The following is a 13719-nucleotide window of genomic DNA, read 5'->3' on the forward strand; positions in this document are numbered from 1 at the left end:
GCCACGGGTGCTGAGGCTGACGCTGGTGCCACGGGTGCTGAGGCTGACGCTGGTGCCACGGGTGCTGAGGCTGACGCTGGTGCGACCGGTGCTGAGGCTGACTCCGGCGCAGAAGCCGATGCCGGTGCTGATGCCAAGGACGCCAACGCGGACTCGGGTGCCGATGCGAAGGATGCGGGTGCCAACGCCGCAGCCGACGCGAAGGACGCCAACGCGGACTCGGATGATTCGAAGGACGGCGGCGAGGCTCCGGCTGAGCGCGCGATCTCGATCACCCCGAAGGAGATCGTCGACACGGACTTCGTCCAGAAGGACAAGGGTGTGAAGATCACCGTCAAGGGCTTCGACGAGGGTGAGACCGTCACGCTCAAGGTCGTCGCCGGTCCCGACAACGTCGAGGGCATCGAGCTGACCGAGACTGCGAACGCCGACGGCGTCGCCGGATTCTCGATCTACGGCACGAGCGCCTCCGACCCCTCGGTCTACCGCGGCAAGTACGACGTGTCCGTCACCGGTGCCAACGACACCGACGACGAGTCGCCCCTGACCGGGTCGTTCAAGGTCGTCTCCGATGACCAGGGCAACGGCGGCGGTGGCAGCGACGATGGTGGCAAGGACGGCGGTGACGGCGGCGGCGACCTGCCCCGCACCGGTGCCGAGCTCACCGGTCTCGCTGCCGGTGCAGGCCTGCTCCTCGTCGGCGGTGCCGCTGTGGTGCTGACGATGCGTCGGGTCAAGAAGAACTGAGACTCTGTGATCACTGAGTGATCGCGTGAGTACAGCAGAAGCGCCCCTGGTGGACATCACCAGGGGCGCTTCGCTGTCCCCGAACTCTGCGCGGTGTCCGAATCTGTGCACGCAGTTCCGAACACTGCGCTCAGTCCCGGTCTCTGCGCTCAGTCCGGTTGGTCGTCCCAGGCGACCGGAATCCTCTCGCTGGTCTCCCATTCCTCGCGCAGAATCGCATACGCGACGGCATCGAGCCGGTCGCCTCCCTCGACAGTCCAGGCCCGCCGGTGGTGAGCCTCCTTCGTCCACCCCGCCCGGACGAACACCTTCCGCATCGCGACGTTGTCCGCCCTCGTCATTCCTTCGAAGCGCTGCGCCGAGGTGGTCGTGAACAGATGGTCCGTCACCGCGCGGAGGATCGACTCGCCCAGGCCCCTGCCGCGGTGATCCGCCGCCAAGCGCAGGTCGAACTCCGGTGTGTCAGCGCCGAGGTCGTCGATGCGCACGAGGCCGATCCGACCCATCTCGGCGTCGACGACCCACAGTGCGACGCCGTCATCGCCGAGGAAGCCACCGGAGTCGACGAACTCGGCGGCCTCACCGACCGACCGCACTCCCGCCCGCGCATGGTAGGGAAAGGCGTTCGTCGAGAAGAATTCGATGAGTGCGGCGCGATCGCGGCCTGCAGGAACGATCGGCTCGAGGGATATGCTCATGGCGACAACGGTAGTCCGTCACGGCAGGATGGGGAGCGACAGTGAGCATCGACGACGATCCCTTCGACTACCGGATCACGAAGTCCGGAGTCATCGTCATCGGACGCGGCGGCCGCACCGTCATGGAGCTCGGCGGCCGTCAGGCCGCTGCACTCATTCCCAAGCTCGGTCGCAGCGATGCCGCCGACCAGCAGCTGCTCGCGCGAGCGACAGGGAACTATCGCCGCGGCAACGAACGCCGAAGTCGTCGCTCGCGATGACTTGTCTACCGATCAGTAATTGGTAACGTGGGTCACATGACCGAAGAGACCCAGAGCGAGTTCGCCCACGCGACCGCAGTGACTCCGCGTGGCGACGCCCGCTTCACCGCCGACCTCGACGGCAGCTGGAAGGTCGGTGGCGCCGTCAACGGGGGCTACCTCCTCGGCGTCATCGGTCGAGCGATGGCGCAGACCGTTCCCGCCACGCCGGATCCGCTCGTCATCTCCGCGTACTACCTCGGTCCCAGTGATTCCGGGCCCGCCGAGGTGGCAGTGCGGACCATCCGCACCGGGCGCTCGAGTGCGACGCTGGGGGCCGATCTCAGTCAGGAGGGGAGGCCGAGGATCACTGCGCTCGCGACGTTCGGCAGCCTCGGCGCGCTTCCCGACGACGTCGGCACCTCCGCGCAGCCACCGGAGCTTCCCGACCCCGACGACTGCATTCCGATGGCCGAGGGACCGCAGGAGTTCCTCGACTCCGCACCCGTCGTCTTCCGCTATGACATGCGTCTCGACCCCGCCACCGCAGGATTCGCCGCGGGCCGCCCGAGCGGGCGCGGACTCCTCCAAGGGTGGATCAGGCTCGCCGACGGCGCCGATCCCGACCCGCTGGCGCTGCTCGCCTTCCTCGACGCCTTCCCGCCGGTGATGTTCGACCTCGGACGCTTCAACTGGGCGCCGACGATGGAGCTCACCGCCCACGTGCGGGCGAACCCGGCACCGGGCTGGATCGGCGTGAAGGTGCAGACCCGCAACATCGCCGGCGGCATGTTCGAAGAGGACTGCGAGCTGTGGGACTCAGCCGGTCGCCTCGTCGCCCAGTCCCGTCAGCTTGCGCGCCAGCCGCGCGCCTGAGCCCGCACCTCGCGGCCGGGTGAGACGGCACATGACAGCGGATCTCGGTCAGCGGCGGCCGCGTCAGTGCCGCGGCATAGGGTGGAACCCGTCATCGACTGCTCGACCATATAAGGAAGGACCACGTGTCATGGCCTCGCTGAACTCCCTGAGCATCACCTTCGACTGCACTGACGTCGAAACCCAGTCGCTGTTCTGGGCGGAGCTGCTCCACGCCGAGATCGATGAGGGTGCCGACGAGTTCGTCGCGAGCATCGGCGGAATCCATGATGGGGCATCGCCGACCCCGGGCATGCTCTTCCTCAAGGTCGATGACCGGGACGCTCCGGGTGCCGGCGCGGAGAGCGCAGGTCGCGTCGTGGCGAAGAATCCTCTCCACATCGACCTCGACGACCCCGACTATCCTGCCGACGTCGATCGCGCCGTGGCGCTGGGAGCGACGAAGGTCGCCTCGTTCGACGAATACGGCATCGAATGGACGACGCTGACCGACCCCGAGGGCTACGTCTTCGACATCGGTCGCCGCAAGGCAGAGAGTCGCCAGGCAGAGAATGAGGAGCTCCGGTGAACCTGCCGCTGGACGAACCCCGTGACCAGCCGGACGAGCGTGAGGGACTCGTCGAATTCCTCGACTACCAACGGCAGGTGTTGCGCCGGAAGGTCGCCGGGTTGAGCGCGGAGGAGCTGCGGCGCACCGTCGGCGTCTCGAGTCTCACGCTCGGCGGCATCGTCAAGCATCTCAGCCTCGTCGAGTACACGTGGTTCCTCGATCGCACGGCGGGGGAGGCACTGCCCGAGCCGTTCGCGGCGATCGATTGGCGGAGCGACCGCGACTGGGATTTCGAGAGCGCCGCCGACGATTCGCCTGAAGAGCTGCTCGACCTCCACGAACGCGCGGTCGAGAGCTCACGGGAGGTGCTCGCCGGCATCGCTGATCTCGGCACACCGCTGCGCCGCCGCTCCCACGGCAGCGTGCAGAATGTGCGGTGGGTGCTCATCCACATGATCGAGGAGTACGCCCGACATCTCGGCCACGCCGACCTCCTCCGAGAGAGCATCGACGGAGCCGTCGGCGACTGATCGGGTCGGGCCGCTCACCTGCGCGATCAGGGAGGGCGCAGACCGCTGTGAGACGATAGAGGCGAATCCAATGCCCTGTCGTCGGACGAAAGCGACCCTTGACTTCTCCTGCCCCCAATCACACCAGCACGCCCACTGACGCACCGCGCCGTTCGAAGGCGTGGATTCCCCTCGACCTCGTGCGCGGTTTCCTCATCGGCTCCGCCGAGCTCGTCCCCGGCGTCTCCGGCGGCACGGTGGCCCTCGTCACCGGTGTCTACGACCAGCTCATCGACTCCGCCGCACACGTCGTCAAGGCGGCGAAGACGCTCGTCACCGGCCCCGATCGGCTCTCTGGGGCTCTCGCGGAGCTCAAGCGCACCGACTGGTTCCTCATCATCCCCGTCCTCCTCGGCATGGCCACCGCCGTCTTCAGCATCGCCGGTCTCATGGCCGGATTCGTCACCGACAACCCCGAACTCGCCCGCGGACTGTTCTTCGGTCTCGTCGCCGCGAGCATCCTCGTGCCCCTGCTCATGCTGCCGCCCCGAACGCGGCGCGAACCCATCGCGCTCGGCATCCTCGCGTTCATCGCCGCGGCCGCGCTGGCGTTCTGGATGACCGGGCTGGCCGGCGGCGCCGAGGTGGAGAACCCGCCGCTCATCGCCGTCTTCCTCGTCGCCTCGGTCGCGATCTGCGCGCTCGTCGTGCCCGGTGTCTCCGGCTCGTTCTTCCTTCTCGCCGTCGGCATGTACACGACGACTCTGCGGGCCGTCGACGAACGCGACCTCGTCTACATCGCCGTCTTCGGCCTCGGCGCCGTTGTCGGCCTCGCCGTCTTCGTCAACATCCTCCGCTACTTCCTCCACAATCACCGCTGGTGGACGCTGCTCATCATGGCCGGACTCATGCTCGGATCCCTCCGCGCTCTGTGGCCGTGGCAGTCCGCCGCCGAGGTGGGCTCCGACGGCGAACCGCACGGTGCCGGCGGCCTGCTCGCCCCCTACGACCCCGTGCTCGGCCCGGTGCTCCTCGCCGTCGCCGGGGCGATCGTCGTCATCATCCTCATCATCGTCGAGAAGCGCTTCGCCGCGAAGCCGTCCGCCCACTGAGGCGACCCGCCGAGGTGGTGGTTCGCCTCGGCGCTGGACGGTCGGTTGAGGCCGACGACGATTGCCGTAGAGTGAGGAACGACCCATTCATCTTCCGTCAAGGAGCGATCGAAGCATGGCGACCACAGCACTCGAAGGCAACCCCGTCCACACCTCCGGAGACCTCCCGGCCATCGGCACGCAGGCCCCGGCCTACACTCTCGTCGGCAACGACCTCGGCGAGGTCAACTCCTCGGAGTTCGCCGACTCCCGGGTCGTGCTCAACATCTTCCCGAGCGTCGACACCGGAGTGTGCGCCGCCTCGGTGCGCCGGTTCAACGAACTCGCCGCGAGTCTCGAGAACACGACCGTCGTGTGCGTGTCGAACGACCTGCCGTTCGCGCAGGCCCGCTTCTGCGGTGCGGAGAGCATCGACGATGTCGTCACCGCCTCGGCGTTCCGCAGCGCCTTCGGCAAGGAGTACGGCGTGACGATGGTCGACGGCCCGCTGGCCGGACTGCTCGCCCGCGCCGTCGTCGTCCTCGATGACACGGGAACGGTGATCTACACGCAGCTCGTCGACGAGATCACCACCGAACCCGATTACGATGCGGCGATGGCGTCCCTCGGCGCCTGATCCTCACATCTCGTACACGCGCACAGGCAGGGCGTATTCGACGCCCGCCTGTGCGCCGGTGTTCGCGCAGATGTCGGTGATCATGTCCTTCGGCTCGGGATGATCCCCGAGCGCTTCGAGGTAGACCGTGTGCGCTTCGAGCGATTCCACGCCCTTGGCGACATCCTCGGCGCTCAGTTCGATCGCATCCGTCGGTGAATCGGGGCCGGTGACGAGCAGCCGACTCGCCTTCCACGCCTCCAGACCGGAATCGGCGAGGTCGGTGAACAGCCACGGATTGTCCGCGTCCCGGATCGCGTCGACCGTCGCGATGCCGGCCGCCCGATGATCGACGTGGTTGAGGCCCCACGCCGTCTCGAGATTCCAGTTCGTCACCATGACGGCGTCCGGCCTGAACTCGCGCAGCTTCTTCGCGATCGCGCGCCGCAGCTCCTGGTTGACTTCGAGCATGCCGTCGGGGAATTCGAGGATCTCGAGGTCGTCGACGCCGACGATGCTGCACGCCCGCGCCTGCTCCTCCGCGCGGAGCGGAGCCACCTGGTCCGGCGGCATCGTGCGGATGCCTGCCTCACCGCCGGTGAGCAGGAGGTAGGCGACGGTTTTCTCCTGGCCGGTCCATTTCGCCACTGCCGCCGAGGCGCCGTACTCCATGTCATCGGGGTGGGCGACGATGCAGAGGACGCGGTCGATGTCGGAGTCGTCGAGGAGGGGGAGATCAGCCATGTCCTCAAGGCTATGCCCCGGGCGGCATTCACGCCAGGGTCCGGCCGTGGCCCGTGCCGTACGATGTTGCTGACTGCGACGGAAGGCGTGACGATGACCCCTCGGCGGCTGCTCGGCGGGATGCTGATTGCCTGTCTGCTCACCTCTGGGTGCTCTGCCCTGAGGGTGAGCACATCCGAGCAGGATTCCGGACCGGTGGCCGTCGGCGTCGGTGACGGCTCACCGGAGACGGGGAACGCCGACGCGATTCCGGAAGGGTGGCAGGAGGTCGAGGCCGCCCTCGGAGACGAGTGCCCGATCGCCATCGAATTCGCCGTCGACCCGCGTTGGACCGACGCCGGGGGAGTGAGCGGCTATCAGGTCTACGCGAACGGTGAGGAGCGCCTCATCAGCATCAACTGCTATGCCTGGGGCGGCGATGGCCCGGAGTCCGTCACCGAGGAGGCCATGAATGTGATCCTCACCGACCCCGGCTCCCGCGTCGTCACCGAGAAGGTCGGCGAGATGCCGGGCGGAGTCTACTGGTCCGTTCAGGGAGAGCTGGGCGCCTCATCGGTGCGTTCGATCGGCGGCACGGAGTCGGTGTTCTATGGTGCGGTGGCGGGGCTGCGGGATGAGGGTCGGCTCTACAGGGTCAGTGTTGAGATGGCAGCGAAGAAGGACGACGCCGAGGCGGCCGCCGTCTATGCGCTGATGCTGCCGACCGTGCGCTTCGCGGGGAATCCGGTCACGCCGCCGCCGGGGCTGAGATGAGCTTTGCCGTCCTCTGCATCGGCGTCGGAGGATGCGCTGCTGACGTCGCCCGGCGATGGCGTCTGAGGCGAGGCTGCAGGCGGCGCCCGCCGGTAGGATGGTGGTGACTCTGACGGAAGGCCCGATGATGACCCTGCGATCCCTGACCACCGGCCTTCTCGCGCTGACCGTGGTTCTCAGCGGCTGTTCAGCGATGCGGGTGAGCACGAACGAGGGTGATTCCGCGCCCGTGAAGGTGGGCGTCGGCGATGGGTCGACGTCGACGCCGTCCGCGGAGTCCGGTGTCGGGGCGATTCCGCCGGGGATGACGGAGCAGACCATCGACGTGGGGCAGTCGTGTCCGGTGCCCATCGCGATTGCGATGGATGACGAGTGGAGCGACTCGACGGGATACGACGGGTACCGCCTCTTCGAGCGCGGGCCCGGCGCGCTCATGACGGTCAACTGCTATGAAGACGACGACATCACTCCGGCCGACGTCGTGAAGTCAGCGCAGGACGCGACCTTCGACTCGGCAGGATCCCAGATGTCGTCGGAGAAGACCGGGCAGGTGACCGGGGGAGAGTACTGGACGTTCACCGGCACTCTCGGCCCCGATGACATGCGGTCGATCGAGTCCTCGGAGTCACTGATCTACGGGGTGGCAGCCGGTGTGCAGGTGGAGGGTCGACAGTTCAAAGTGACGCTGGAGATGGTCGTCAAGAGCGAGGATCAGGCCACCGCTGACGTCTTCGCGACGATGCTGCCGACGGTGCGTCTGGCCGACGAGAGCCTCACTCCGCCGCCGGGGCTGAACTGACGGTCGCTCCGGCCCGGCGCTGAGCCTGAGGTACGGCGTCGAGCGCGACGGCGGGAACGGACTCGTCGTTGCGGGTTGAGCCAGCGATCGCCGCGTCACTGTCGGCCGCCTCGGTGCCGGGTGCCTGAGCGCTGAGGTTCTCATGACTGGTCGTCTCAGCGGTGCCGGCAGCTGCTTCCGCCGTTCGACCGTCCGCAGTTGCGGTATTGGGTGCGGGACTCTGGCCGGCCGAGCCGCCGTCAGCGGTGGTCTCGAGGCGTTTGAGGAGTTCCCGGGCCGCGATGCGACCGGCGCGGGTTGCGCCGATCGTCGAGCTCGCGGAACCGTAGCCGACGAGGAAGATGCGGTGATCGTCTCGGACGGCCACCTCGGTGTCCATGGCGATGCCGCCCTCTCGGGTGCGCAGGTGGAGGGGTGCGAGGTGGTTGAGGGCGGCGCGGAATCCGGTGTTCCAGAAGATGACGTCGACCTCTTCGATGCGCTCCTCGGGGAACGGCTGCCATGACTGGGGGAGGGCGAGACGGTCGCTGTGGGAGGGGCCGAGGCCCTCGGAGGTCACCGCCTCCTCAGCGGGCCGGGCCGGGAAGTGCACGCCGTGGGGGAGGATCTCATCGAACATGCCGCGGGAGACGAGGACTCCGGATTCGACGCCGTCGAGGAATTCGCGGCGCAGCGGCAGCCCGGTGGTGCGGACGACGCTGGCCGGGGGGAGTCCGGCGAGAGTGCGGGAGCGCACTGCGCGTTCGACCTCGAGTCCCCAGTTGCCGTCGAATTCGCGGGCGGTGAAGTTCGGTGGACGGCGGGTGGCCCACAGGGTGTCGGTGACGGTGGCGAGTTCGAGGAGGAACTGGGTGGCGGAGATGCCGCCTCCGACGACGAGAGTGCGCAGGCCGCGGAAGTCCTCGACCTCGCGGAACTGGGCGGTGTGGAGCTGTTTGCCCTCGAATTCGGCGATCCCGGGAACGTAGGGGACGTAGGGGTGGGTCCACGTGCCCGTCGCGTTGATGAGGTAGTCGCTTGTGAGGTGGAGGCGTTCGCCGTCGAGCATGACGGTGAGCTTGAGCGGTCCGGTGCCGGTGTCGTCGGAGGTCACGTGGGCCACCTCGGCGGGACGGACGACGCAGAGTTCGAGTTCCTTCTCGAAGCGGGAGTAGTAGTCGGTGACGATCTCGGATGCGGGCACGGATGGGTCGGGGGCGCCGAGGGGGAAGCCGGGGAGATCGGCGATGTGATTCGTCGAACCGAGCGTCAGGGATTCCCAGCGCTGCCGCCAGGCACCGCCGGGGCCGTCGCTGGCGTCGAGGACGATGAAGTCCCGACCAGGTTTCAAACCATCGCGCCAGAGGTAGTGCGCGGCCGAGAGACCGGCCTGACCTGCGCCGATGATGACAACGCGCCAGTGTGAGTCAACGAGCAACTCGGTGAGTCGGCAAACCATGGCGATAGTCTCTCAGGGAGCCTTGAGGTTTTCCTGTGTGAATTGGCGACGATTCGGCGGGTGCGGGCGGACGTCGTTGGAACGGGCGAAGGGACATAGAGGGCACGGGCGAACAGACGGCGATTCAGCAGGTGTCGTGGGCGGGTACGGGACGATTCCACTTCAGTTGCAACTGGGTCAATTGCAGTCCGGACCATTCGGATTCGCATTGCAATCCTCGTCGACAAGGTAGCGGTGGAATCGGTAGACGTCGATGGTCAGCTCATTGCTGGCGACATAGGCGTAGCCGTCGATGGGGATCCAGGGGCCGCCGTCGACGGAGAATTCGCCGGTGAACGTCGTTGTCATCTCGACGGTAGTCGGTCCGACCTCTTGGAAGTCGTGGCCGATCTCCGGCTTGTCGCCGGGCTGCGGTTTCGAGCCCTTGGTTGTGGTCGTCGCGCCGGTGCCGTCGCCGAAGTTCCAGCTGTACTTCTCCGGAGTCACCTTCACCTGCACGGCGTAGGTGAGGAGGGTCATGTCGATGTAGCTGACGTCGGCATTCGTCCAGAAGGCGGCGGGTTTGCCGATGACCGCCCAGTCCTTGGGCCAGGCGTGAATAGTCGGCGCGGGGATGTCGAATGTCTGGAACTGCGATTCGGGGATCTCCGTCGGCGGTGCTGGTCGCGCCGGACCTCCTCCGCCCCCTCCGCCACCGCCTCCGGGCAGGTCAGCGCAGATATAGCCGAGCTCTTCGTAGACGCAGTCCGGGCGGCCGTCTCCGTCACTGTCGCCGGAGCCTCCGCCGCCGCCAGAGCCGCCACCGCCACCGGAGCCTCCTCCGTCACCGCCGCCTCCGCCGGGTGGACCTGGGGGAGCGGGTGGTTTGATCACGTCGCACTTGCTTGTGTCGCCAATTGAGCAACCAGGACCGGCTGCAGCTGGATTAGCAATGCTCAGAGTGAGTACGACAACGAGAAACGTTATGAACGTCGAAACACGGAGTGATCGGTAAACAGTCAACACGTTCGCTCCCACAGGGCCTGCTCATTGACCTTCCAAGCTTCGCCCTCGCGCCCGATCTTGTGCTCCATTGTGACTTTTCCGTCAGGATTCGTCGTAGGCGAATTGCCACTTTCTGTGTACGTCCACTTCGAGGTGTCAACACAGAACTGCACTACAACGCTAGAGGCATCAGGATTACCGTCATCCACGACAACGTCATAGACACTTACGGACGACGGAACGATCTCGCCCTCGAACGTCGCGGCATCCGTTTTTATAGACTCCGCCTCACTCTCAATTGATTCGAGAGCTTCGCCGCTTGCGTACTTTGGGAACTCATCTATCGCACCGAAGTCACCTGAGTACGCTTCATTGACCGAAGTCCAGAACCCCTCGAACGCCACCAGCGCCCCGTCGACCGCCTTCTTCTCGTCATCGTTGAGGTCGAGGTCGGTGGTGTACTCGGGCACGGTCGGCGTCGACGCTCCGGCCGAGGGATCTGCCGCAGGAAGAGTTGACGTCGGCGCTGCAACGGGAGAGTTGTCCTCGCACCCCGAGATGACCGCGCCGAGGGCTGCCACAGCCGCGATTGCGGCAACCGTGCGGAGACGGCGACGTATGGTGGTTCGACGAGCTGGTGTAGCGATTCCGGTTCTCATTCCACGCCTCTGTGGTCCGTGATGCTGACACTGCGGTTCGTGCCGACGGCACCTCTGATGGCCAGGCGCCAGGGTGTCCCACATTATGCGAGAACTCATGGATTGAGAACAGATGCAGTTGAATCTGTGGATAACCTGCTCACGAGTCGGCTGTTCACTCGCCGGCACTGACAGGGGAGTAACCTAGTCGTCAGACCTACTCGCTGAGACAGCGAGACCCGTGTGAGATAGGTGCCGTACGCAACATGACTGACCTGGCGTGGATTCCGACCGCAACGCCGTCCCTGCAAGCATTTCTCGGCTTCGACCTGCAGCCGATACCCGTCATACCCGTCATCGCGGGTCTCGTCGCTCTCGCCTACGTCATCGGATGGATCCGTCTCGCCGTCCAGAAGCGCCCGTGGCCGGCATGGCGGGGGATCCTGTTCCTCCTCGGCTGCCTGCTCCTCGCCGCGACCATGGGACTGGCGATCGAGGGCTACGGCCAGGTCATGTTCTCGGTATTCATGTTCCAGCAGATGACCCTCATGATGGCCGTGCCACCGCTGCTCCTCCTCGGCGCTCCCGGAACGCTCCTGCTCCGCTCGACACCGCGGAATCTGCCGGGCCGGATGGTCCTGAGAACGGCCATCTTCGGCCTGCGATCGTGGCCGGGCAAGATCATCGTCCACCCGCTGTTCTCGATCCCGCTGTTCCTCGCCCTCTTCTATGGCCTCTATCTCTCCGACGCCGCGAGCTGGGTCTTCAACCAGGGCATCGGCGTCCACATCGCGCTCGAACTCGTCTTCCTCTTCACGGGAATCGTCTTCAACGCAACGCTCATCCCTGCCGACCCGCTTCCCGTCCCCGAATCGCACGTCGTCCGCATCTTCCATTCCTTCATGGAGGCCGGTCTGCACGCGTTCTTCGGTGTCATCGTCATGATGGCGGCGCTGCCCTTGGTCGATCGGTTCGCCCAACTCCCGCCGAGGTGGGGGATCGACCCCATGGAAGATCAGAAACTCGCCGGTGGGATTGCGTGGGCGTACGGCGAGGGTCCTGCCGTCATCATTCTCCTCATCATCCTCATCACGTGGTTCCGTCAGGAGTCGAAGAACAACAAGATCCGTGACCGTGAAGTTGCGATGCACGGCGACAAGGAGCTGGACGCCTACAACGACTACCTCCGACAGCTCGCCGAGAGTGAGGGCCGCGGCTCGACTGCCGAGCGCTGAGTTCGCGGGTCGGCCGTTGAGCGCTGACTGAGTCTGCGCCTCGACTGCCAAGCGCTGAGTTCGCCGCTCGATTGCCGATCGCTGGGTTAGCGGCTCGACCATGGGCCATTGTTCGATCGCCGGTCGTTATTCGACCGGCGGGCATTGTTCGACCCGCGGTCATCGTCCGACCAGCGGTGCTTACTCGTCCAGCATTCATTGCCCGAACCGCCGTCGTCAACGGTCGGCGCGTACTGCTGTCACGAGCCTGGCAGACGTCTCTCGTGTGGACGTGTCTGTTGTGTGGTCGTGTCTGTGCCGACCTGTAGCGTTGACCCACCCCGGCGCACACGAACCTCTGCTGACACAGATGTCGCGACACACATCGGCACTGAGACAACACTGCTTGCTCTAGGAATCGAAGCACCTAGAACACCGAAAAATAGTCGAACAAAAAAACAAAGAAACATCTTGACACACTCCACACAGGTGTATAATAGGTCACAAGACATGGACAATGGCGAATGGACCCCTGAGCACCATGACTCTCACCCCGAGCCGCAAGCACCCCACCCCCGGCAACGACGCCGCGGGTGCGCATACGGGCGGGCCTTCGGCGCCGGAGTCCTCCCCATGTTCTGGTGACACCCCGAACGCCGAGTCGCTGTTCGATCAGCTCACCAACGCCGGCATCGACCTCACCGGACACCCCCTCGCCGACACTTTCGCCGGCCTCGCCTCCGCCCCACCCGCCGAGGATCCCGAACCCGAGCCGGAGAGCACCTACTTCGATAACGTCGACGACGACAGTGATGACAATGCCGTCGACGGTAGTGATGCTGACCAACTCGGTTCCGCCGGTGCTGACCCTACGAGCGCCAACGGGCGTTGCAACGAGCCTTCTGGCTACGACGATGCCACCGGTGGTGCCTACGATGCCGCAAACGGTCCCGTGACCGAGCATGACCGTCCTGTGGCCCGCCGCCACACCACTGATGCCGCCGGTGGGGATTCGACTCCGACGGATGCCCCGTCAGTCGAGGACGAGGAACAGCGCCGCGCTGAGACCGAGATCGCTGAGATCGCTGCGGCGGCTGCCGCGTTGGACGGGGACACCGACGTGCCCGCCTGGGTGAGCCGACACCCCCTCTTCACCGGCAGGGCGTGGGCGGACCTGTCCGCGTTCGCCCCGGAAGTCACCACCGGCATCACCACCCTCATGCACCTCGATGCCCAACTGCGGTCCTTCGACAAACCCATGGGACCCGACGAGGCACTCCTCCTCGTCGACGGGGCCGAAGCCCTCTCTCGGGTCTCGGAAGCCCTGTCGATCCTCGCCCTGTCCGTCTACGACCGGGTGGGGACACCGGCGGATACGGGGGCGAAGGACACGAAGTCCCTCATCCAGGACCGACTCAACCTCACCCGGACAGAAGCCCACCGGCGGGCCGAGATGGCCAAGAACCTTGGTGGGCGGGTGGATCTGGCCGGGCAGGCCCTGAAACCCTTGTGTCCCGAAGTCTCCGAAGCCCTGCACACGGGTGCGTTGTCGGCGGGGCAGGCGAAGACCATTGATGACTGCCTGGCCGCCCTGCCTGACTGGGTGAGTGCCGAGCAGCGGGCGGATGTGGAGAAACGCCTCGTCGCCTATGCGCCGACGGTGCGGGTGGCTGATATTCGTGCGATCTTTAATCGGATGCTGTGTCATGCCCCGGGGATAATAGAGGCAGGGAGATTGGAAGAAGGAGATTCTCTCTTGCCAGTGAAATACACCGACGAACTCAAGGCTCGTGCTGTCGAGCTCGTCATCCATGCCCAAGCCG

16 protein-coding genes are annotated in these 13719 nt (G+C 66.0%); 11 read left to right on the plus strand and 5 right to left on the minus strand.

The window, feature by feature from the left end; genetic code table 11:
• A partial coding sequence (locus AC2W7K_RS17700) for an LPXTG cell wall anchor domain-containing protein (RefSeq protein ID WP_486006478.1) occupies window positions 1-747 on the plus strand: 747 nt, incomplete at its 5' end.
• A 149-nt stretch (window positions 748-896) separates the two neighbouring features.
• On the opposite strand, the gene AC2W7K_RS17705 is transcribed toward AC2W7K_RS17700, so the two are convergent.
• Complete coding sequence (locus tag AC2W7K_RS17705) at window positions 897-1445, minus strand: GNAT family N-acetyltransferase (RefSeq protein ID WP_486006479.1); 549 nt, start codon at window positions 1443-1445, stop codon at window positions 897-899.
• A gap of 41 nt (window positions 1446-1486) precedes the next feature.
• Here AC2W7K_RS17705 and AC2W7K_RS17710 point away from each other — a divergent pair, with 41 nt between their 5' ends.
• The 6 genes from AC2W7K_RS17710 to tpx all read left to right on the plus strand — a co-directional run bounded on the left by AC2W7K_RS17710 (window position 1487) and on the right by tpx (window position 5347).
• On the plus strand, window positions 1487-1705 hold the full coding sequence (locus tag AC2W7K_RS17710) for a hypothetical protein (RefSeq protein ID WP_486006480.1): 219 nt from the start codon (window positions 1487-1489) through the stop codon (window positions 1703-1705).
• Window positions 1706-1741: 36 nt separating this feature from the next.
• Entirely contained in the window at window positions 1742-2560 is an 819-nt protein-coding gene (locus AC2W7K_RS17715; protein WP_486006481.1) for a thioesterase family protein, read from the plus strand.
• A gap of 130 nt (window positions 2561-2690) precedes the next feature.
• The gene (locus AC2W7K_RS17720) at window positions 2691-3128 is read left to right on the plus strand and encodes a VOC family protein (protein ID WP_486006482.1); all 438 of its coding nucleotides are present in this window, start codon (window positions 2691-2693) and stop codon (window positions 3126-3128) included.
• A complete protein-coding gene (locus AC2W7K_RS17725) occupies window positions 3125-3640 on the plus strand; it encodes a DinB family protein (protein ID WP_140955663.1) in 516 nt (171 codons plus the stop codon). The genes AC2W7K_RS17720 and AC2W7K_RS17725 overlap by 4 nt, the downstream gene beginning before the upstream one ends.
• Window positions 3641-3819: 179 nt before the next feature.
• Complete coding sequence (locus AC2W7K_RS17730) at window positions 3820-4731, plus strand: DUF368 domain-containing protein (RefSeq protein WP_486006483.1); 912 nt, start codon at window positions 3820-3822, stop codon at window positions 4729-4731.
• 115 nt (window positions 4732-4846) lie between these two features.
• The gene (gene tpx / locus AC2W7K_RS17735; protein ID WP_140955665.1) at window positions 4847-5347 is read left to right on the plus strand and encodes a thiol peroxidase; all 501 of its coding nucleotides are present in this window, start codon (window positions 4847-4849) and stop codon (window positions 5345-5347) included.
• Window positions 5348-5350: 3 nt separating this feature from the next.
• On the opposite strand, the gene AC2W7K_RS17740 is transcribed toward tpx, so the two are convergent.
• Window positions 5351-6070, minus strand: a complete 720-nt coding sequence (locus tag AC2W7K_RS17740) for a PIG-L deacetylase family protein (RefSeq protein ID WP_486006484.1) — start codon at window positions 6068-6070, stop codon at window positions 5351-5353.
• Between the two features lie 165 nt (window positions 6071-6235).
• Between AC2W7K_RS17740 and AC2W7K_RS17745 the strand changes: the two genes are divergently transcribed.
• Window positions 6236-6823 (plus strand): hypothetical protein, encoded by a 588-nt coding sequence (locus AC2W7K_RS17745; protein ID WP_486006485.1) that lies wholly within the window; start codon window positions 6236-6238, stop codon window positions 6821-6823.
• A gap of 103 nt (window positions 6824-6926) precedes the next feature.
• A complete protein-coding gene (locus AC2W7K_RS17750) occupies window positions 6927-7622 on the plus strand; it encodes a hypothetical protein (RefSeq protein ID WP_486006486.1) in 696 nt (231 codons plus the stop codon).
• Here the strand turns inward: AC2W7K_RS17750 and AC2W7K_RS17755 are convergent.
• From AC2W7K_RS17755 to AC2W7K_RS17765, 3 genes are all read right to left on the minus strand, one after another.
• The gene (locus AC2W7K_RS17755; protein ID WP_486006487.1) at window positions 7597-9039 is read right to left on the minus strand and encodes an FAD-dependent oxidoreductase; all 1443 of its coding nucleotides are present in this window, start codon (window positions 9037-9039) and stop codon (window positions 7597-7599) included. The two genes, AC2W7K_RS17750 and AC2W7K_RS17755, sit on opposite strands and share 26 nt — an antisense overlap.
• Window positions 9040-9237: 198 nt before the next feature.
• Window positions 9238-9933, minus strand: a complete 696-nt coding sequence (locus tag AC2W7K_RS17760) for a hypothetical protein (RefSeq protein WP_486006488.1) — start codon at window positions 9931-9933, stop codon at window positions 9238-9240.
• Window positions 9934-10058: 125 nt separating this feature from the next.
• Window positions 10059-10625, minus strand: coding sequence for a hypothetical protein (locus AC2W7K_RS17765; protein ID WP_486006489.1), 567 nt, complete (start codon window positions 10623-10625; stop codon window positions 10059-10061).
• Between the two features lie 323 nt (window positions 10626-10948).
• Here AC2W7K_RS17765 and AC2W7K_RS17770 point away from each other — a divergent pair, with 323 nt between their 5' ends.
• Together AC2W7K_RS17770 and AC2W7K_RS17775 are read left to right on the plus strand one after the other, a co-directional pair.
• On the plus strand, window positions 10949-11917 hold the full coding sequence (locus AC2W7K_RS17770; protein ID WP_486006490.1) for a cytochrome c oxidase assembly protein: 969 nt from the start codon (window positions 10949-10951) through the stop codon (window positions 11915-11917).
• 520 nt (window positions 11918-12437) lie between these two features.
• Window positions 12438-13719 (plus strand): DUF222 domain-containing protein (locus tag AC2W7K_RS17775; RefSeq protein WP_486006491.1); only part of this gene is annotated, 1282 nt, incomplete at its 3' end.

Source organism: Brevibacterium sp. LAARM2_SD2, from assembly GCF_057364785.1.